The organism is Spirulina sp. CCY15215 (assembly GCF_016888125.1).
Taxonomy (GTDB): domain Bacteria; phylum Cyanobacteriota; class Cyanobacteriia; order Cyanobacteriales; family Spirulinaceae; genus CCY15215.
In genome coordinates this window covers 18,112-37,603 of the sequence record NZ_JACSWA010000336.1, presented here as the reverse complement: position 1 = coordinate 37,603, position 19,492 = coordinate 18,112, and the positions used below count along the sequence as shown (strand labels likewise).

General features: G+C 41.2%; 18 protein-coding genes and 2 tRNA genes. 13 read left to right on the top strand and 7 right to left on the bottom strand.

Annotated features, from left to right (window positions below; genetic code table 11):
- Window position 1: 1 nt before the first annotated feature.
- The 4 genes from JUI58_RS07030 to JUI58_RS07015 all read right to left on the bottom strand — a co-directional run bounded on the left by JUI58_RS07030 (window position 2) and on the right by JUI58_RS07015 (window position 7,052).
- Entirely contained in the window at window positions 2-4,600 is a 4,599-nt protein-coding gene (locus JUI58_RS07030; protein WP_204103048.1) for a hypothetical protein, read from the bottom strand.
- Between the two features lie 18 nt (window positions 4,601-4,618).
- The gene (locus JUI58_RS07025) at window positions 4,619-5,050 is read right to left on the bottom strand and encodes a hypothetical protein (RefSeq protein ID WP_204103047.1); all 432 of its coding nucleotides are present in this window, start codon (window positions 5,048-5,050) and stop codon (window positions 4,619-4,621) included.
- Between the two features lie 102 nt (window positions 5,051-5,152).
- Complete coding sequence (locus JUI58_RS07020; RefSeq protein WP_204103046.1) at window positions 5,153-5,986, bottom strand: DUF4007 family protein; 834 nt, start codon at window positions 5,984-5,986, stop codon at window positions 5,153-5,155.
- Between the two features lie 88 nt (window positions 5,987-6,074).
- Window positions 6,075-7,052: a hypothetical protein gene (locus tag JUI58_RS07015; protein ID WP_204103045.1), complete on the bottom strand. Its 978-nt coding sequence runs from the start codon at window positions 7,050-7,052 to the stop codon at window positions 6,075-6,077.
- A gap of 66 nt (window positions 7,053-7,118) precedes the next feature.
- On the opposite strand from JUI58_RS07015, the gene JUI58_RS07010 reads away from it, so the two are divergent.
- Both JUI58_RS07010 and JUI58_RS07005 read left to right on the top strand, forming a co-directional pair.
- Entirely contained in the window at window positions 7,119-8,072 is a 954-nt protein-coding gene (locus JUI58_RS07010) for a stage II sporulation protein M (protein ID WP_204103044.1), read from the top strand.
- 50 nt (window positions 8,073-8,122) lie between these two features.
- The gene (locus tag JUI58_RS07005) at window positions 8,123-9,088 is read left to right on the top strand and encodes a pentapeptide repeat-containing protein (RefSeq protein ID WP_204103043.1); all 966 of its coding nucleotides are present in this window, start codon (window positions 8,123-8,125) and stop codon (window positions 9,086-9,088) included.
- A gap of 114 nt (window positions 9,089-9,202) precedes the next feature.
- On the opposite strand, the gene JUI58_RS07000 is transcribed toward JUI58_RS07005, so the two are convergent.
- Window positions 9,203-9,826 (bottom strand): VWA domain-containing protein, encoded by a 624-nt coding sequence (locus JUI58_RS07000; protein ID WP_348539853.1) that lies wholly within the window; start codon window positions 9,824-9,826, stop codon window positions 9,203-9,205.
- A gap of 117 nt (window positions 9,827-9,943) precedes the next feature.
- Window positions 9,944-10,588 (bottom strand): pyridoxamine 5'-phosphate oxidase, encoded by a 645-nt coding sequence (gene pdxH, locus JUI58_RS06995; protein WP_204103042.1) that lies wholly within the window; start codon window positions 10,586-10,588, stop codon window positions 9,944-9,946.
- Window positions 10,589-10,752: 164 nt separating this feature from the next.
- Here pdxH and JUI58_RS06990 point away from each other — a divergent pair, with 164 nt between their 5' ends.
- From JUI58_RS06990 to JUI58_RS06980, 3 genes are all read left to right on the top strand, one after another.
- A complete protein-coding gene (locus JUI58_RS06990; protein WP_204103041.1) occupies window positions 10,753-11,085 on the top strand; it encodes a LapA family protein in 333 nt (110 codons plus the stop codon).
- Between the two features lie 99 nt (window positions 11,086-11,184).
- On the top strand, window positions 11,185-11,976 hold the full coding sequence (locus tag JUI58_RS06985; RefSeq protein WP_204103040.1) for a ScpA family protein: 792 nt from the start codon (window positions 11,185-11,187) through the stop codon (window positions 11,974-11,976).
- A 47-nt stretch (window positions 11,977-12,023) separates the two neighbouring features.
- The gene (locus JUI58_RS06980; RefSeq protein WP_204103039.1) at window positions 12,024-13,214 is read left to right on the top strand and encodes an NDP-sugar synthase; all 1,191 of its coding nucleotides are present in this window, start codon (window positions 12,024-12,026) and stop codon (window positions 13,212-13,214) included.
- Window positions 13,215-13,218: 4 nt separating this feature from the next.
- Here JUI58_RS06980 and JUI58_RS06975 read toward each other — a convergent pair whose 3' ends face one another.
- Entirely contained in the window at window positions 13,219-13,620 is a 402-nt protein-coding gene (locus tag JUI58_RS06975) for a biopolymer transporter ExbD (RefSeq protein WP_204103038.1), read from the bottom strand.
- 106 nt (window positions 13,621-13,726) lie between these two features.
- On the opposite strand from JUI58_RS06975, the gene JUI58_RS26955 reads away from it, so the two are divergent.
- The 8 genes from JUI58_RS26955 to JUI58_RS06935 all read left to right on the top strand — a co-directional run bounded on the left by JUI58_RS26955 (window position 13,727) and on the right by JUI58_RS06935 (window position 19,293).
- Window positions 13,727-14,533, top strand: coding sequence for a pentapeptide repeat-containing protein (locus tag JUI58_RS26955; RefSeq protein WP_204103037.1), 807 nt, complete (start codon window positions 13,727-13,729; stop codon window positions 14,531-14,533).
- Window positions 14,534-14,697: 164 nt separating this feature from the next.
- Window positions 14,698-14,898: a hypothetical protein gene (locus JUI58_RS06965; RefSeq protein ID WP_348539855.1), complete on the top strand. Its 201-nt coding sequence runs from the start codon at window positions 14,698-14,700 to the stop codon at window positions 14,896-14,898.
- Window positions 14,899-14,980: 82 nt separating this feature from the next.
- Window positions 14,981-15,055, top strand: a tRNA-Tyr gene (locus JUI58_RS06960).
- A 542-nt stretch (window positions 15,056-15,597) separates the two neighbouring features.
- Window positions 15,598-16,332, top strand: a complete 735-nt coding sequence (locus tag JUI58_RS06955; RefSeq protein WP_204103035.1) for a hypothetical protein — start codon at window positions 15,598-15,600, stop codon at window positions 16,330-16,332.
- A gap of 34 nt (window positions 16,333-16,366) precedes the next feature.
- Window positions 16,367-16,434 (top strand) — tRNA-Leu (locus JUI58_RS06950).
- 123 nt (window positions 16,435-16,557) lie between these two features.
- Window positions 16,558-16,941 (top strand): 50S ribosomal protein L7/L12, encoded by a 384-nt coding sequence (gene rplL, locus JUI58_RS06945; RefSeq protein WP_204103034.1) that lies wholly within the window; start codon window positions 16,558-16,560, stop codon window positions 16,939-16,941.
- A 311-nt stretch (window positions 16,942-17,252) separates the two neighbouring features.
- Window positions 17,253-18,686 carry a vWA domain-containing protein gene (locus tag JUI58_RS06940; RefSeq protein ID WP_348539854.1) on the top strand — a complete coding sequence of 478 codons (1,434 nt, stop codon included), beginning with the start codon at window positions 17,253-17,255 and terminating at the stop codon, window positions 18,684-18,686.
- A gap of 283 nt (window positions 18,687-18,969) precedes the next feature.
- A complete protein-coding gene (locus JUI58_RS06935; RefSeq protein WP_204103032.1) occupies window positions 18,970-19,293 on the top strand; it encodes a helix-turn-helix transcriptional regulator in 324 nt (107 codons plus the stop codon).
- Window positions 19,294-19,492 lie beyond the last annotated feature (199 nt).

Genomic DNA, 19,492 nt, shown 5'->3' with positions numbered 1-19,492 from the left:
CTTACTCCATATAATCGCGTAATTTTTGATAAATTTGTTGTTTTTGGTCTGAGGTTAATTCTTGAAAAAGCAATAAAATTTGTTCTTGTTGGTGTTCTGCGATCGCTTTTTGGCAGATATCCTCAACTTGTCTCACGGTTCCTTGTAAGGTTGACTCTAAATATTGCATTAAGTTGGTTTGTTCTTGTTGAATGCGATCGAGAATATTTTGAGCCTGTTTGACTTTTTCTTCTCCGCGATCGCCATCTCTAATTGCGATCGCACTTTGACCGATTTCTTTAACCCATTTTTTAGCTTTTTCAACCAATTCTTTACGAATCTTAGTTTCTTTTTCTTTCAGTTTTTCTTGAAAATGCTTAAAATGATTATCCAAACAAGGAGTTAAAGGATCGGTTTGATTCATCCAAATATACATTTGTTCTTGAGTCTGTTGGCAATGGGCAAGGGTATTCAAGGGAGTTTTCTCATACAGTCTAAACAGTTCAACCAGATCGCAACTCTCCTGATAAATCTCATTATAGCGATCTACTAAGTCTGAGTGAAGATAATGGGTTTTTTGGATCAAAAGTGCTTCTTTCTGTTTGACTGCATCTTGACTCGTTTTGACTTTTCTGAATTGATCTGAATATTTGTCTAGCTGTTGACTGGCTTCTTTAATCTTATTTTGTAGTGTTTTCTCTAGAGATTGGAGATTTTTCTGAAAGCGAGAAGGTTTATTAAATTGATTCTGTTTTGTTTGCAGGGTTTTTAGAGTTTCTTGACATTGGGCGATCGCAGAACAATTTTGAGTCGATATTTCTAGTTTTTGCAGGCGATCGAAATCTTCTTTCACTTTGCGAATACTATCTTGAATTTTTCGATAATAAGAGTCGTATTTAGAGTCGCGAAAGATATAACCAACTTGATTATATTCCTCACGAATTGACTCCAATTGTTTGAGATTATCAATTTTTGCGAGGCGATCGCGCAATTGTCTGATTTGTTTAAAAAAGCTGTAAATTTGATTCCGAAATGCTTTGATTTTTTGCTCGAACTGTGGTAAGTAATTTTCTGGTTTTTCTAGCTTTTCAATTTGAGCGATCGCATCTTCACAACTGCGAACCGTTGGAGTAGAAATCATCTCAATTTGATTGAGTAAATCTAAGGGAGAAATGGATATTTCGCTTTTTTTAAGAGACTCAATTTTTGTTTGTATTTTCGTTGCAATTTCTTGAAAAAGATCGTCAAAATCACGAGGAAGTTCTTCAATCTTGTGCAGTTTTTCTTGAATATTTTGGATAGTTGTTTGCTGTCCTCCGCATTCCGCTTCAGTTTTTAAAGAAGCAATGCGATCGCGTAAAGATTCGATTTCTTCTCGAATTTTTTCCACCACTTTTATTTTCGCTTCTCGTTGTTTGTCGGTTTGGCGATCGCTGGCTGTAATTGTTACATTGGATTCATCAATAGGGTTTAAGGGTTGATCTAGGTTTATCAACAGTTTGATATAGGTTTCCAAGTCTTCTGTTTCGGTTAGCCTGTCAACTTCTGCAACAGGTTTGAGTACCAGATCGAGTTGTTTAACCCCATTCTCCAGTTCCTCTAAGCCCTTTGTATAAAGTTCAATATCAACGCGATCGGAAGGATTTTCTAAAAAGCGTTTGTACTCTTCAATAAATTGTTTTGCGCGATCGTAATCTAAACTTTTGGGTAAAGCATCTGGAATTATAATCTTGCGGCGAATGAGTTGTGACTTGGGCTTTAAAATCCAGTCATGGACTAAAACTTTAGGCTTATCAAAAACATTAGTTCCTTCCCAATATTGAAGCGACTTCGCTACAATAGGAACTGTTTCTCGTTTGGTTTTGGGAATCCCAAAGCCACCTTTTAATAAAACTTCACTACGATGATAAACTAACCAACTTGTGAAGAGAACAGAAAATGTATTCTCATTGTATCCGTAGGGAGGAGAACTCAATTGTTGCCAAATTTCAGAAACTTTGACGGTTTTTTCTTTGTCATTTTTAGTAAATTCTACAAGTTTGGAAATCCGATCCCATGCCGCTTTGATATTGGAATTTTCGGGTTCTTTAACAGTGTAGCATTCAGAAGTTTTGCTCAATATTCTCCATGCGTTAACAAAAACCGGATCAACGAGGTTGAGATAGGAACTATTAGGAAAGGCTTTAGGTTTTAAATCGTCTGCTAATAGGCGTTTACAAACATAGCCAATAATACCACTACTCCGACTATTATTAACCGCCATTTTATCCACTCCTGCCACGGTAGGGATATATGGATAAAGATGAGTCAATAACTCGCTAATAACGAAAGAGATATTTTGCCGATCGCGAGTTGAAATTTGACTGTTGAGATGAGAGTGAAAAGACTGATTTTGAAATAACGATTTGAGGAGGCGATCGCGATGTTCTGCCAGTTGTTTTATCCCTTGTGTTCTTGCTTCTCCCCACTCTTGAATATCCTCGTTGTGGGCTAAATTTAGAGTATCAATCACTCTTGCTAATTCTGAGGCGGGTTGATATGCGATCGCTACTGCGAGACGATGTTGAATTGTATTAGAATTATCATTGGGAGGAGTGAGAAGAGTACTGATTTCTTGGCGCAGTTGGTTGAGTTCCTCAGAGGTTTCTGCGATAATATAAGCAACATTTCCCAAAGAATTTGGGAATTTATGAGGATTTTTTAGGGCTTGACGAAACTCTGATAATGTGAAAATAATGCAAGCAAATTGCCAGTCTTTACCAATTAGTTTATTTTGTTGGACAAACTGTTGAGGAATTACGGTTTCTCCGTCCAAGTAATCGGCAATATGTTTTTGTAAATATTCTTGTACTGGTGTAAGAGAAGGTTTGCGATCGCGGCTTTTCTCCTCGATCCGCTTTAAAAAATCTGTTATCCCTATCCCTCCAGAATAGAAGCGATAAGTATTATCTGCTTTCGTATAATAAATAACATTGAGATCGTCTTTTAAGCGCTTGAGAATTTCTTTTAAAGTACGAGTAGGAATTCCTGTTAAAAGTTCTAAAATCTCTTCATGGGGTTCGTTTTCCAATTTGGTAAGATGTGCCTTACTTCCTCCTCCTGTAGCTGCATAAAAGAGAAAAATTGCTTTTAATACCGTGAGTTCTTCTGGGGATGCAGAGGCAGAAATCTTATCTCGCGATCGGCAAAAATCCGAATATTGACTAGATTGAGAATTGGCAAAGTTGTTTTCAAACGCATCAACTAAAACAATCGGGTAAATCAAATTTAATCGACCATTTTTTTCAACAGATTCAGTTTCAATAAAACGTTTAACTTCGGTTTGAATAAATTGAATTGCTGTGCGGCCTTGAGTAAAATCAAGATTACAAAGAAGATAGGTTGTTAGAGGATGTAAGGGAAAGCAACCGAGGGTAATTTGTTCATAAAAATCTCTCGATTCCCAACCCCTACTTTCATAATAATTTGCTGTGCGTTTTTGGTAAATTTTTGTATTCAGATCGAAGATAGTATTTTGATGACGTTTGAAAAAGTCTGTCCAATCAGAATTTTTCGTTTTTTGGGATAACAATCCACCCACGACTCTTTCGAGGCTGGCAATAGGTTCATAAGTGCTTTGCTGCAATTCAAGACGAGAACTAATGCGCTGATATTCTTGACTTTCTTTCTTGGGTGTATAACTTGAAGGCCGTTTTTGAGTAAGGCAAAGAAAGGCAATTTTGCTTTTATATCGTTCGCAAATATTGGTAATACTTTGTAGGGAAAGACCTCCAGCCGCAACAGTATCACTTGACCAATTTAATAAATAATTGTAAAGTTCGTCAAACAGAATAATAACACCTTGATAAACAGAATCCTGCCCCTGACAAAGGTTTTCAATAACATCGCTTAAAATATTCTCAAGATCGACATTTGCTTCAAAATCTGGAGTTATCCCTGTAATCTCTTTACAGATATCTTTGACTGTTGAGATAACTTCATAGTTGTTATCCTTGAGTTCTTCAATTAGTCCATCTAGATCGATTTCTGCATTGGTTTGTTGTAAAAAATCCTCTGCTTTTTGGCGATCGCCGGGAACAAGATTTTCTAGATACTTGAGGGGTTCTTGACAAATTCGCCCGGCGATCGCCTTGGTAATCCCTTCTCTTTCTAACTCCTGGTTGAGAACTTGTAAAAAGTGCTTTCTTAAGTTTAAAGCGCGATCGCCACTTAAACAAATTACCAAATGGCGGCCTCGTCTTTTGTACCCTCGTAAGGCTTTAAGGAAAGGATGATTTTCCCCCGTTGCATACTCAACTTGTTTGAGAATACCTCGAACTTCTGCACTGTCTTCAGGTTTACTAAAAAAGTTAGCAACCGTTAAAGCAAAATGCGATTTTCCCTTACCATAATCTTGAACCAAAAGGTGGATATTGGGTTCATTAGGACCATGAAAACTGCGCCGTAGGGCATCCAAAATTCCCACGGTACTTTTAGGGAGTCGCTCTGAACTTGTGTCATGATTAAAAATAAATCCTTCACACAAACGCAAATTCTTGTCCGAGTCTTCCATCAAACTAAAATTAACGGCATTGGCAACCAATCCAGTTTCATTAATTTTAACGAGTTGATGTAATAACATAAGAAAAACACAAATAAATTAAATCTTTTGAGTGCGACTTTCTGGCCAGTCTGGAGGTAAAAGAGAAGCAGGAAGAAGAATCCAGAGACAAGATTCAAGTTGACGTAGATTTAATAATTGTTGCCAAAAGAGAGAGATTGGACTGTTGGAAATCGTATTGAGGAAAGTCACTAAACAGTCAAAATCCTCAAGCAAAACTACGATTTTATCGGTGTCGTAACATATATGCCGGAGTGAGTCGATCTCCTTTTCCAAATGGCGATGCAGCCCTAAAAAACGACCTTGACTCGGGACGCGATCGAGCAAATTTTGCCGATAGCTGACCCGTTGGGCATTCTCTCGACAAGCTAACTCGTTTAAATCTAACTCTGTAGGATTATTCCAAAGGAGGATATGGGGGCGATCGCCGGGAAATGCGTCTCGCAAGGAAATCTTATTCAATTGAGGCATCAGACAATTTGCCTAATAAGGAGAGTGCCATTTATTAGCCTATCATAGACTTAATTCTTTTAATCTCTAGCAACAAAACTTTATGTTACTCAGAATACAATATTATGTTTGGTAGGCTTTCTCCAATAACTTGAGAGGGTCATCCCAACGGCAAACAATTTGTGCGGGGGGAACTGTGCGTCTTTGTTCCACGATCGCTTTTGTTTCCAGTTGAGTCAAACATCCTTGTAAAATATCTGGTTCGATGTTGAGAATAGGGCCAAGTCCGTAAGGTTGTAAAAGAACTTTTTCTGTGAGAATAGAAGTCGTTTCTGGGAAATCTCGTTCCCACAGTTTGGCGAGAAAGTAACCGATCAGATAAATATTAGGGGGGGTAATACGATTGATTTTATATCGGTTGTTTGATTCGAGAGAGAACAATTGACATCGAGAAAGTATGGAAGCAGGATCTGTATAAGTTCTCATCAGAGTGCGAAGTAAAGTTTTAACTGTTTTGCTATTTGTTAACTCAAAATTTGCCTCGCAGCCCTGGAAGAAATCATCGAGAGTAAAGGAGTTGCGATCGCCTAAAAACTCAAAGATAAAATATGTCCATCCTCCCCATTCTGTCGCACTTTGAGGAGGTGCTTGCAAGCCATTTCCCCCCAAACAAAGATAAAAGTGCATCAACCATGCCGTAATAGGAGATTCTAAATAGCGATCGCACTCCATGACAATTTTACCCTCCGAACTGAGATAATGATTGTGTACCAATCCCGAACGAATTGCCCAACTTTTCAGCCGCGATACTTTAGGACCCCCAATATTTGTGCGTTGGTATAGTTGTTCATTTGACCCTTGTAAACCTTGTTCTTCTCCTGCTGCATTGAGAATTTTGCTTAAATCTTCTCCTTTGGGGAGAAAATGTCCGTAAAAACCAAGTTGTAATTTAGGCATCTATTCTTTTTGTCCTCTAATTTGAAAATACCGAGGCAATATTAACAGAATTTTTCTTAGCTGTTAGCATTGCCAAATTCTGCGGTTATTAGCTATCCACTATCTTTAAATCCAGTCCTTCGCCGCGACTTTTTAAATCGTAATAGAGTACACCTTTAAGAGTTTGCCAGAAAGGAACAATTATTATATTGCTTACTAAACTAATCCCATAGATAACGATATAACCGATCGCCAACGATGCTGCTGGAGTTGAAGAATTTGCTGTCAGCAACAAAATTAAGGGTTGTATGACCAGAGAAAGCACTTGAATGAGAATAGCAATCGGAAGTGTAATTAAACAAGCAATGGTTAAAATGGCAACAATTCGCCAGCCATTATTCTTCGTCAAAGACCAACTTTGACCGATGGTATCAGAAGGAGAAAGTTCTTCTATCGCAGTGGCTAAAGGAACTTCAGCAAGTAAGAATAAACGGGCAACCAACCAAAATACTCCGGTGAACATTGCCAACACGATAATAATTGAAAATAGCACCGCAATAATTAATGGACTAGCCGAACCCTGTGCGATCGCTCCGAAAATGAGCGTAATGATAGCAATGGCAATACCACAAATAATAACAATACCAATGTAAAGTCCGATCGCGATGCCAAATAACAGCAAACCCGTCCAGAAAAAACGCCATAATCGAGATAGAACAAGAGAACGAGCAGTTTGCACTGTTTCTGGACGATTGGCAAGTTCGTAAAAGGTTAAGCGAGTAATAACAACGGAATGGGCAAATGATTTTGTCCAGCAGTAGATACCCGTTATTAGTAATAACAAAATCGAGAGTGCGATAACAGGACCATTCATCGCATTGAACATAAAAGCAATACCAAGGGTAATTAAAAATAAAAAGGGAATTGCAGCCCACAACATTGCTCTTAAGGCAATCCCTACATAAGTACGAAAATGAGAGCGGTAGATAACAAAGGCAACTGAAACTACGTTACCGGCACTTAATGGTGCGATATTATCTGGTCTGGGGGGGGGCAATAGATCTCGATCCTCTGAATTCTGAGACATTTGTATAAACTCTCTAGATTTATCGGTTATGTTAAAGCAAAGTTTATGGATAGGGAGGAATTTGTATTGAATCTTAAACGATGGATTGCCAGACGAGAAGCCAACTGGAAGCGTTTGGATGTGTTATTAAGACAAATTGAGAAAGGCGGCTTAAAATCTTTAAGTGCTTTGGACATTCGCGAATTAGCCAGTTTGTATCGATCAGTTTCTGGGGACTTAGCCCGAGCCAGAACTCACCACGTCGGCGATCGCCTCATTCAAAACTTACAAACTCTCACCGCCCGAGGTTACAGTCAAATTTACCAAGGATCGCGCCACCAAGAATGGCAGTCCGTGCGGGATTTTATTCTCTGGGGGTTTCCGGCGATCGTACAGAAAACTCGTGCCTATACTGCCCTTGCGACGGCAATTTTTTTGGGGATGGGGCTGATCGCTTGGTGGTTTGCTTGGCAAGATCCGGTTTTTATGAGTTTAATGGTGCCAGAAAAATTGATCGAAACGGTGCGGGATGGCAAACTTTGGATGGGATCGATTTTGGGGATAGAACCCCTTGCTTCGACTAACATTATGATTAACAATATTAGGGTGTCTTTTAGTGCCGTTGCGGGGGGCGTAACCGCAGGTCTTTTGACTATTTATATTCTTGCCCTTAACGGCCTTTTAATCGGTGCGATCGCCACTCTTGTCGGTCAAAATGGTTTAGCATATCCTTTTTGGGCTTTTGTACTGCCTCACGGTGCATTAGAACTTCCCGCAATTTTCCTAGCAGGTGGTGCCGGACTGCTAATTGCCCGCGCGATCGTCTTTCCAGGAAAATATAAACGGATTGATGCCCTTAAATATTATGGAACCCAAGCGGCTCAACTTGTTTTTGGTATCATTGTCTTATTAGTAATTGCTGGATTGATTGAAGGCTTTTTTTCTCCTAATCCTGTTATCCCTGATTCTCTCAAATATCTCACAGGAGGAATTCTTTTTATTCTGTTAGTTACTTATTGTAACCGGGAAAAAAATAGGTAATGACCAACAGGCAAAGATAAACCATTTACTCGTTTACTCGTTAATTAAAAATGATGCAATATAAAATACTAGCAATATTTTCTCTCTTAGTTTCTCTTGTAGTGACAACTCCTGCCCGAGGAGAAAATCCCGATCATGTCGCCCAGTTAAAAGAAACAAAAATCTGTCAAAATTGCGATCTTAGCGAGGCGGATCTCAGTGGTTTAGATTTGAGAAGTGCCAGAATTCAGGGGTCTAATTTAATTAAAGCGAATTTGAGCAGAACCGATCTCAGTCGGGCAGATTTAACGGCAGCTAATTTCACATTAGCTAATTTAGAAGGGGCAGATTTGCGCTTTTCTCTCATTAATAGAACAATTTTTGCTAAAGCAATTCTCAGCAATGCAGATTTGAGTAATTCTGATTTGAGAATGGCAATATTGACAGCAGCTAAATTAAATAATTCTAATTTTCGCAATGCCAATCTCGCTCAAGCGGATCTGAGTGAAACTGACCTTTCTCAGAGCGATCTTTCTCGTGCCAATTTAATTGAAGCTAATTTGAGAAAAGCCAATCTTAGTAATGCAAATTTACAAAACAGTCGGATCAATAATGCTAATTTGAGTTTGACAAATCTCACACAAGCCAATTTTTCTGGTGCTAATCTTCGCTATTCTTCTTTAATTCGAGCAATTATGTTACAAACAACATTAACCAATGCTAATTTAGGAGGTGCTAATTTGCGAGAAACTCAAATCAATACTACCGATTTACAACGTGCGGGTTTAAGGCGAGTTAATCTGCGAGAGGCGAATATTTGGGATAGCGATCTGAGAAATGCCGATCTTGCTTATGCGGATCTGCGAAATGCTAATGTCTTTCAATCGGATTTACGCAATGCCAATTTAACGGCAGTAGAATTGGGAACAGTCATTTTCTGTCGATCGCGCTTGCCGAATGCTTATACTTCTCAAGGAGGAAGAGGTGCCTCGATTTCAGACCAAGGATGTGGCCGTCGTGGAGAATTGCAGAATTAATATCAAATCCGCAGCCAGAAATTCCGAATCTTTAAAGCGATCGCGCTTAAAAGAAGCCTCTGGTTAAAACCAAAGGCATATCAACTAAAAATTAAACCAAATGTTAATAAATTTTTATTCCAAAACTGCTTTGAGGAGAACATCAGTTAAGCTAATTTCCGCTTTATCAATGTCTTCAATGGTCACAGTATTGACAATATCAAACTTAGCCCCCGCCGCGTGAAGGCGATCGTCGAGAGCAACAAGAAATTCCGTTGCTAACTTATCACGACCGATTTGAATGAGAGAAATGCCTAATTCTTCATCCCGATCTATCTTACGAGAGGCTTCAATAATCAGGCGCATCACCGACTTGCGATCGTCTGGGACTCCATCAGTGACAATCACAATTGTTTCCCCATTGGGCTTGGCTTCTCCCGCTTCCTTGCGCTGGAAGTAGTTATCGAGGGCATCATAGAGAACTGAAGCAAGGTCGGTTTTGCCCATAGGGTCATGTTCTGCGAAAACTTGGGAAACCTTATCGGGAGTAACGTTATCGTAACGTTTGAATCTCCCTGAAAAGAGATAAACCGTAATACCATCGGGATCGAACTTGTCGCATTCTTTCGCGAGGGCAAGGGTAGACTCTTGGATGGCAACCCAACGACTCTTGCCACCTGGCTGATCTTGAGTGGACATACTGCCACTCTTGTCGATGATTACGGTATAGTCGCGCTCTTCAACAATTGAGTTGCTCACGGCTCGATCGCTCTCCTGAAATACTGCAATATTGGTTTATTTTACTCTAGTATGAGACGGAGATTTCAATCCTTGGCGGATCGGGGCTATGCTCATCATTTTGAATATCACAGACCACTAGGGGGCGAGGCGTTGTCGCGTCCATGTGCCATCTGCCTGTAAATGATAACAGAGGCGATCGTGAAGGCGACTGGGACGACCTTGCCAAAATTCGATCGCCGTGGGAATGACGCGAAATCCGCCCCAATGGGGGGGACGAGGAACTTCTCCTTGAGCATATTTTAGCTCGAGGTCGCGAAAACATTGTTCGAGAACAGCGCGATCGCCGATCGCCTGACTTTGCTGGGAAGCCCAGGCACCCAATTGCGAGGCCAGGGGACGACTGGCAAAATAGCGATCGGACTCTTCCTCGGAAACCTTCTCTACAGAACCTTCCACGCGAATTTGACGATCGAGGGACTTCCACAAAAAAACTAAAGCCGCATCAGCATTATCTTGTAATTGCTGACCCTTGACGCTGTTGTAGTTGGTATAAAAAACAAAACCGCCCTCGTCGAACTCTTTCAGCAGTACAATTCTCGCGGTGGGTTTGCCCTCCTTGGTTGCTGTCGCGAGAGTCATGGCATTGGCATCGGGAATTTGCACCGCGATCGCCTCCTCAAACCAGACTTTAAACTGCTGGATGGGATCGCGATCGGCATCGGCTTCCCTCAATCCGAAACGAGTATAATTTTGGCGCAGATTGGCAAGAGAAATGTTCATCGAATAGGATATCTTATATTTTGTAAGGTATTGGAAGTGCAGAACTTTGTTGCCTCTATTGTAAATTTTTTTAACGATTTCTCGACAAACTTGACAAAGTTATTGCGATCGCTTCCCATACCTCAGTTTTTTGCTCTATTTATCTGCAATACCCCATGTTTCCCATGCGACAAATCAACTTTTTGCTTATTTTTCTCTTTAGTCTGGCGATCGGGCTATTTTGTCTCGAAAATATCGAACTGGTGACCATTCAACTCATTCCTGGTTTTAAAGTACAAGCGCCTCTCTCCGTAGAGTTAATTTTGACCTTGGGAGTTGGGGCAACTTTAGCGTGGCTATTCAGTGTCTGGGTGAAACTACAACGCCAGATTCTCAGCCTACAAGATCTGAACGCATCGCGATCGAAAGATAAGCGCATCATAGAATTGGAAAAAGATATCAAGCGCTACAAACAAGAACTCGAAACGCAACTCACCCTCCCACCCAGCAAAAAATAAATTGGCTCATGGGGAAAGCACAAAGGATGAATAATTTGTCCTCCATCTTGCCACTCCTTCCCCATTCCCTCATCTCGCCACTCCTCCCACACTCCAAACATGACCACAAACTTTGCTCGAGAAGCGATCTCCGTCCTCCTTGACCTCGCACAACAGGGAGAAATTAACCCTTGGGATGTGAATGTCATCGAAATTATTGATCGCTACTTGAGCAAGCTCTCTCTCACTAATACCCCCGAAAGCGATCGCGAAACGGCAAATTTGCCACAATCGGGTCAAACCTTCCTCTGGGCATCTATGCTCGTTCTCCTGAAAGCCAATACTTTAGAGAGACTGGGAGAAGAAGAAGAAGAGGAAGAAGAATTGATTCCTGAAGAACTCGATCCCCGAGAACGTGCGCTACCCCTGCATTTAGAACGTCACATTCGCCGCCGTCCCACTGCACCCCCTTTGCGTCGTCGTCGCGTCACCCTACAAGAATTGATCGAACAGATTCAAGAAATGGCGGCGGTGGTAGAAACCAAGTCCTTGCAACCGCGAGTCAAAAAGCGGACTCAATCTAGAAAAGAAACCGCGCGTCATATTACCCAACTTGCCCATAATGAAAACTTAACGGAAATGGCCGGCTTATTGGAGGCATTCTTTCAGCGAGATTTTCCTCAACTGTCCGGCGATCGCGACTCTATTGATTTAAACCAATTGGTACAGTGGTGGAGTGAAACTCAACCGGATGAGGAGAAAAATCATGCTTCTACTCATCACCGCGTCGGGGTTTTTTGGGCGCTATTATTGCTCTCGGCACAGTCTAAAGTGGAATTAGCGCAAAGAGAATTTTATCAGGATCTAACAATAAAACCGCTAATCGAGAGTCAGTACCGTGGATTGGGATAAAATCGAGTTGAATTCAAGCAGATAGATTAAATTCGAGGAAAATTAATATGAAAGCCATGATTTTGGCAGCAGGTCGGGGAACTCGCGTTCGTCCCATTACCTATACGATTCCTAAGCCTCTGATTCCCATCTTGCAGAAGCCCGTCATGGAATTCTTACTTGAATTGCTACGAAACCACGGTTTCGATCAGATTATGGTGAATGTCAGTCACCTTGCTGAAGAAATAGAAAGCTATTTTCGCGATGGACAGCGTTTTGGTGTGGAAATTGCCTATTCTTTTGAAGGCCGCATTGATAATAATGGTCATTTGTTGGGGGAGGCTTTGGGATCTGCGGGAGGATTGCGCCGCATTCAAGATTTTAATCCCTTTTTCGATGATACTTTTATTGTGCTTTGTGGTGATGCTTTAATTGATTTGAATTTAACTGAAGCGGTTAAACTGCACAAAGAGAAAGGGGCGATCGCCACGATTGTCACTAAAAATGTACCTCGGGAGCAAGTTCCCAGTTATGGGGTGGTGGTGACTGACGAGGAGGGGAGGATTAAGGCATTTCAGGAAAAACCCAATGTTGATGATGCCCTCAGTACGACGATCAATACGGGAATTTACATTTTTGAGCCAGAAATTATTGACTTTATTCCTCCCAATAAGGTTTACGATATTGGCGGCGATCTTTTCCCGCAATTGGTGGAAATGGGTGCGCCTTTTTATGCGGTAACGATGGATTTTGAATGGGTGGATATTGGCAAGGTTCCGGACTATTGGCACGCTATTCGCGCTGTTTTGGGGGGAAAGATTAAAAATGTTTCTATTCCTGGCAAACAAATCGAACCTGGTATTTATACCGGACTCAATGTGGTGATGAATCGCGATAAGGTGGATATCACCGGACCGGTTTATATTGGGGGCATGACTCGCATTGAGGATGGGGTAAAAATTGTCGGTCCGACGATGATTGGCCCGAGTTGCCATATTTGTAGCGGTGCAACGGTGGATAATAGTGTTATTTTTGAATATTCTCGCTTGGGTTCAGATGTGCGTCTGGTGGATAAGCTGGTTTTTGGGCGCTATTGTGTGGACAAGAATGGGACGGCGATCGATGTTAAAGCTGCTGCTTTAGATTGGTTAATTACCGATTCTCGCCAAAGTCCTCCCCTTGCGGAACCACCGGAGAAGGATATTATGGCTGAATTTCGCGGCGATCCAGCTTTGAGTTTTATTGCGGAGGAGGAGTAGGGGTTTAGGGTTTCTGTTGTACGGCGATCGCAATTTTGACGCGATCGAGTTGTCGCAGGCGATCGATAACTTCTACTACTCGTCCGTGATTGGTTTGTTCGTCTGCGTTAATTAAAACTGTTGTTTCATCGGGTGCAAGCAACGGACGGATAACATTTTCGAGGTTTTCAAGGGTGGTGGGAATTCGATTGAGAAAAATTGTCCCATTTTTGTTGATTGTCACCGTCACCGGTGTGTTTTGTTGGGAAGATGCTGTGACTGCTTCGGGTAAGTTAACGGGTAATCCTTGGGAATGAGTAAGTTCGAGACTGGATAAAATGAAGAATGCTAAGATGGCGAAGATAACATCAACGGCGGGGATGATGTTAATGGAAAAAGGGCGATCGGGTTCTTCGGGGAGGCGCATTTCGACTGATGAGGAATTATCATTAGATTAATACACAAAAGCGATCGCCTATCCCAAACTTATTTTTTAAACTAGGCGATCGCACTCAATCCCATTAGCGCCTAAAATGGGAGAAATTCCTTACCGATCGCCTACCATGAGCAAATTATCTCTTGCGATCGCGACTTCCCTTGTGGTTGCGACTCTCTCTGCTTCAACTCCCGCAAAAGCTGAAAACCTAGAAGATATGCGCCAACTTTTCTCCAGCAAACAATGTATTCAGTGCGATTTAATGAATGCTGGTTTGATTTTGGCAGATTTGCGAGGGGCAGATTTGCGAGGGGCAGATTTACGGTTTGCGAATCTCAGCCAAGCGAATTTAACCGGGGCAGATTTAAGCGGGGCGAATTTAACTGGTGCCTCCCTCAATGGGGCAATTTTAACGGGGGCAATTTTAGTAGAGTCGAATTTTACTGGGGCAGATTTGCGAAATGCTTATTTAAGTGGGGCAACTTTTTTAGGAACTCGCTTTGATGGTGCTTATATTCAAGGAACAGTGGGTTTTCCTCACTCAATGGAAAATGCAGCAACTTTTTACACAAAAGGAATGGAAGAAGCCAGTCGCAACAATTATATCGGTGCGATCGAAAATTATAATCGTGCTTTAGAAATCAATCCTCAATTTGCGTCTGCTTATTTAGGACGGGGTTTTATGTTATATCGGTTAATTGATGAAGAGGGGGCAATGCGGGATGTACAAATTGCTGCTCAATTATTTGCACAACAAGGGAATGAAAAGGGAGTTCAAGCAGTGGAATCCTTTATCAAGTACATTAACCATCAGAACAATCCTGAAAGTGGCAGTGGATTGGGGATAGATTTATTACAAATTCTAGGAGGAATTGGTTCTACGATTCTTCCTTTATTGTTTTAAGCCCCATATAACCATCTTGAACCTTCCCCAACCATAATCAAAGATTATGGTTGGGGAATCTTTTTATTTAAAAAAATTTTTCGTATCCCCTTGACAAGTTTGTAGCATAATTGTAGTATGTAGTCATGGGAACACCAAGAGGTAAAAATATAGAGGTAAAAACAATGGTTCACGTTCGTTTTGAAGGTCGTTCTTATGATGTCGCCGAAGGCCAAATTAATATTAAAACGGGTATGAACGATACTCAGGTGAAAGAGCGACTAGCACAGTATTTTGATGTCCACCGCGATCGCCTTTCCGATTATATCATCGATCGCCCGCAAAATGGAGATTTGATCGTTCGCCCCGAAGCCGTTTACGGTTAAAATTTGTCCAAATTGTACTTGTTTAAATGCCAAGATTTTGCTCCTTGAGACTATACTTCGCGCCCCAACTAAATAGCTTACATACAAATTAGAGCAACGGTAGCTCGCTTGACAGTAAATCAAGAGAATGTAGGTTCAATTCCTGCATTTGTAGCCAAATGATAGCTTTTTGAACTTGCGCGAAGTAATCTCTTTTCTTTCATATTAATTTTGGGTTCTATGCGGTATTAAATACAATTTCTAACCCGCGCCCCAACTTCGTAAAGCCTACATACCTTGGTTAATCCATTGGTCGCAGGTTCGATTCCTCGCCAGCCGCGTTTATGCGGTTGTAGCTCAGTGGTAGAGCAATGGACGTATAAAAACAGCTTTGCAAACTTGCGCGGGTTCTCCAATTTTTGAGCCGCAACCTAACTTTAAAAGCCTACATACTTTAGATCAGTAATGATCTCGTGGGTTCAAATCCCACCAGATGGATTCCATCTGTGGCGGAGTGGTTGAACGCGATAGATTGTGAAAACAGCTTTTCTGACTTTTGCGGCTCTTAATTTCAATTTTGTTTTCCATTTTAAGAATATCTGGAGGTGATGTCAATGCTTCATTATTTAGCCAATTTTAGTTTAAGAAGTGATTCGCAAAGATTAGTGCGATCGCTAGAAGAAACATTGTCTAAAAAAGTATTTCACCTCGGATTGAATTGTGAGCGAACATCGTTTAGATCGAATTGTTATCGAACGTCCTCGTGGAGGTTTGAGAGTTAGCTGTAAGAAAGTGAAGGGATATAAAAAATCCCTCGATCGCATTACCAGAGAAGCCAGTGAAGAAGGTTTATTAAAATCCTTTGTCATCAAGAAAAAATACTGGAAATCTCGCTATTTTTCCGATAATCTCGCGCCTTTGTATCGTTGGCTTCGTTCTTACACCGGACAACCTTGGAAGATAGTTTATAGCGAACTTTGCTATCAACTGGATACCAGTACGCTTTCTGGGCAACATATCCTTTCCCACGTTTGGGATTTTGTCGAACGAGATGTCATTATTATTGATAGTATTCCCTATCGAAAAAATGCTCGTCATGGAAAGCGATCGCGTTTGGATGAAGGATATTGGGGAAGGAAAGGAAAGCTCTATGTTCATCCAGAAATAGGCATTCTTTGCATCGCCAAGAAACAGCCTCAGAAAAAGGAACAAAATCGGGATGATGTGATTAAATGCGATCGCGATCGACAATATCGCAAAATTGACGGGATTTGGTATCTTGTTTCCTTACAAGCCTTTCCTTTAAAAGACCAGCCTTTTGATATTCTCTTGCAGCGCAAAATTAGCGATCGGCAAGCCTTGAATGAATACGGAAAAAAAGTTTACACTTTTCATAAAAGGCACTGTACAAAAAAGGAAATTAAGGCTATAATGAAACAGATAAAACCGAAATAAAAAATTGATTTCGCGCCCTAACATTGATAGCTTACATACTAGCCAAATGGTAAGGCACTTGACTCAAGATCAAGCGATTGCAGGTTCAAATCCTGTGTATAAAACAACAGCTTTCTTAACTTGCGCGAAATCTTAATTCTCCCTCAATCTTCAGGCACATAAAAATAGTATCAACCCATTCACACCAGTTCATCAAAAATCATTGAACTCGGGGAGGTGAGTCAAATGTCTGTAAAAGTGATGACAATTATCGAGCAAATGAAAACCTTGACCTTGGTTGAAGCTGCCGAACTCATCAAACAAATTGAAAAGAACTTTGGTGTAGATGCCTCCCCGATGAAAGTGAAGTTTGTCTCCCTCATTCATCAGGAAATTACAGCCAAACCAGACGATTTTACAATGGTTGATGTGGTTCTGGAAACTGCACCGAAGAACAAAAAAGCAGCAATTACCAGAGCAGTTTGGAATGTAACGGGATTGGGCTTGAAAAATGCAAAAACCTTGGTTAATTCTACGCCAAGTATTGTTAAGCAAGCCGTTACACCGGAAGATGGTTTGAAAATCAAAGCCAATCTCGAGTCTTTCGGCGCAATCATATCTCTGAAGTAGTTCTAGAATTGCTTGCACAATCCCAACTCTTGACATTAACCCAAATCTAACGTTATACTGGCAGATGTCGCCGCGCCCCAATACAGAAGGCATACATACTCGACTCTAAAATCGATCTAAAAAGCCCTCTAAACTTGCGCGGCCTCTTCACAATTATCAATAAATCTTGGTAACTATTAATTAAATAACAGTTAATTGATAGTTGATAGTTGATAGTTGATAGTTGTTCGGCGACACCTGCCTCCCTAAATTTCTCTGCAATATAAGGAGGTAGCCAAATGAATGCAACTATGAATGCAACTAATGCAACTATGAATAATACCGAACGCGATTTGCGTTTGGAAATGCTGAATAGCTTGCTAACGACTCCTCATCGCAAGCTGGAAGATGTAGCAGAAATTCACAAAACGATTATCGAACTCGATCCGCTCTTTTACGGTCACTTAGCGGCTTGGTACGGCAAGAATGGGGACGTGCGCGACCATAAGGAAGTTTTTACCGGAAATTTGCTCGCAAGTGCCTTGACGGAACACCGAGATGCGGGATTTATGATGTTGCAAGAGTTCCCCCCCTACCAAGTGGCGCGGATTGTGGACTTTATGAAGCAACATCGGAACAAAATGCCGCGATCGGCACGGACGGCGGTTCGTCGATACTTGCGTCACCGGGAAGCAAAACCGGAATTCTTCGATCGCGCTGCGTTGCGAGGTCGTAAAGCAATGAAGCATCTCTATGCGACTTTGCATATTAAGCCTAATCCTCGCGCCGATGCTATCTTGTTTAAAGATACTCCTCCCGTAGGTAGCTTGGCTTATGCGGTGAAAGTGCTGGCCAAAGCCGATACTCCCGCAGACCAAGCGCGGGCGATCGTGGAGAATAAGATTCCTTATACGATCGCGATCGGGGCAGTAACGCAAGTGACTCCTGTGGTATTGGTGGCTTTAATTAATGCCATGAGTCCCCAAGAGGTCATCAACAATCTCAAATCTCTCAAAGAACGCGGTGCGCTGGAAAACCCAGACGTGAAGGTGTTGATCGATGAGAAATTGGAGGCGGCAAAATCCGATAAGCGAGTTTCTGCTTTAAAAGGCAAGGTTGCAGCAGAAGCGGCGGGTTTGGATGCTGAAACCACTGCTAAGTTAGAACAAGTGATGGACGCACAAGTGAAGCAAAAAGGTTCGATTAAAAAATCGACAGCTTTACTGGTAGATAAGTCAAGTTCGATGGATGCAGCTTTGGAAGTCGGGAAGCAAATTGCGGCTTTGATTTCTGGGGTGACAGAGGCGGATCTGTTTGTCTACGCTTTCGACACGATGCCCTATCCTATTACTGCCTCGGGCAAGAACTTGAGTGACTGGGATAAAGCCTTTCAACACCTGCACGCGGGCGGGGCGACGAGTATCGGTTGTCCGGTGGAGGCGATGCGCTTGCGGAAGCAGGTTGCGGAACAAATCATTTTAGTGACGGATGAAGGTGAAAACACTGCTCCTTACTTTAATGCGGCGTTTGCGGCGTACTGCAAGGAGTTGAAAGTACAGCCCAGTGTGGTCATCGTGAAGGTAGGTTACGCTTACGATATGTTGGAACGCAAGTTACAACAAGACCAAGTACAAGTGGATACGTTCACTTTTAGCGGGGACTACTACTCGTTACCGAACTTAATTCCTTTGTTGTCTCGTCCTTCTCGGTTGGAGTTGTTGATGGAAATTCTGGAGACTCCTTTACCAGTGCGGAATGATAAGTAGATTTTCTGGGGTGGGTTTAATACCTGCCCTTTTTTTGTCGGTTGGATATGCTGAACTCAATTAAAACATGAACATCTTCATCTAAATACAGTTTGATGAAAATTTCACTCATGTCTTTTATTGTGACATAAAATGGAGATGCGATCGCTATTGTTAAGGATAACTCAATTTTCAGATTCGCGATCGCGGCAAAGTAGAATAGCTGAAAATTGACGATTATTCAAGATCCAATTCAACATACCTATCAGGAATAAAAAATTAACATTAAGAGAGAACTAAAATCATGAAAAAAACCAGTAATGCAGTTCAAATTCTCAATCGTAAATTCTGTAAGGATTCTGAAAATCGAGAGAAAGTTGAGCAATTTTCTCTCAATATTCAAGCTGCTGAATTAATTTATGAGGCACGTACAACAGTAGGAATCACTCAACAACAGCTTGCAGATCGTATTGGGACAAAACAATCTATGATTGCGCGTTTGGAAAGTGCCGATTATGAGGGGCATTCTTTGAAAATGCTGCAAAAAATTGCCTCTGCACTGAATAAAGAAGTTTGTATTTTGTTTCAAGATATAAAGACAGATGAAACAAAACTGGTTACAAAATAAAGAATATTAATTCTAGTTTTGTTGCGATCGCTATCCTAATATTTCAATGGGATGTTTGCTGACAATCAAATATAACGAATGCGATCGCGCATTTCTTCAGCCATAATATTATTTAAAATAATCAATAATCTTCTTGTTATTTCCTGTGGAGTGTTGCGAAATACTAGAATGATTCCATAATTAAAACATGAACATCTTC

Bases quoted from the DNA above. Each gene is read 5' to 3' on its own strand.
- JUI58_RS07030 (WP_204103048.1), bottom strand. From the start codon at position 4,600: ATGTTATTACATCAACTCGTTAAAATTAATGAAACTGGATTGGTTGCC.
- JUI58_RS07025 (WP_204103047.1), bottom strand. From the start codon at position 5,050: ATGCCTCAATTGAATAAGATTTCCTTGCGAGACGCATTTCCCGGCGAT.
- JUI58_RS07020 (WP_204103046.1), bottom strand. From the start codon at position 5,986: ATGCCTAAATTACAACTTGGTTTTTACGGACATTTTCTCCCCAAAGGA.
- JUI58_RS07015 (WP_204103045.1), bottom strand. From the start codon at position 7,052: ATGTCTCAGAATTCAGAGGATCGAGATCTATTGCCCCCCCCCAGACCA.
- JUI58_RS07005 (WP_204103043.1), top strand. From the start codon at position 8,123: ATGATGCAATATAAAATACTAGCAATATTTTCTCTCTTAGTTTCTCTT.
- pdxH (WP_204103042.1), bottom strand. From the start codon at position 10,588: ATGAACATTTCTCTTGCCAATCTGCGCCAAAATTATACTCGTTTCGGA.
- JUI58_RS06990 (WP_204103041.1), top strand. From the start codon at position 10,753: ATGCGACAAATCAACTTTTTGCTTATTTTTCTCTTTAGTCTGGCGATC.
- JUI58_RS06985 (WP_204103040.1), top strand. From the start codon at position 11,185: ATGACCACAAACTTTGCTCGAGAAGCGATCTCCGTCCTCCTTGACCTC.
- JUI58_RS06980 (WP_204103039.1), top strand. From the start codon at position 12,024: ATGAAAGCCATGATTTTGGCAGCAGGTCGGGGAACTCGCGTTCGTCCC.
- JUI58_RS06975 (WP_204103038.1), bottom strand. From the start codon at position 13,620: ATGCGCCTCCCCGAAGAACCCGATCGCCCTTTTTCCATTAACATCATC.
- JUI58_RS26955 (WP_204103037.1), top strand. From the start codon at position 13,727: ATGGGAGAAATTCCTTACCGATCGCCTACCATGAGCAAATTATCTCTT.
- JUI58_RS06965 (WP_348539855.1), top strand. From the start codon at position 14,698: ATGGTTCACGTTCGTTTTGAAGGTCGTTCTTATGATGTCGCCGAAGGC.
- rplL (WP_204103034.1), top strand. From the start codon at position 16,558: ATGTCTGTAAAAGTGATGACAATTATCGAGCAAATGAAAACCTTGACC.
- JUI58_RS06940 (WP_348539854.1), top strand. From the start codon at position 17,253: ATGAATAATACCGAACGCGATTTGCGTTTGGAAATGCTGAATAGCTTG.
- JUI58_RS06935 (WP_204103032.1), top strand. From the start codon at position 18,970: ATGAAAAAAACCAGTAATGCAGTTCAAATTCTCAATCGTAAATTCTGT.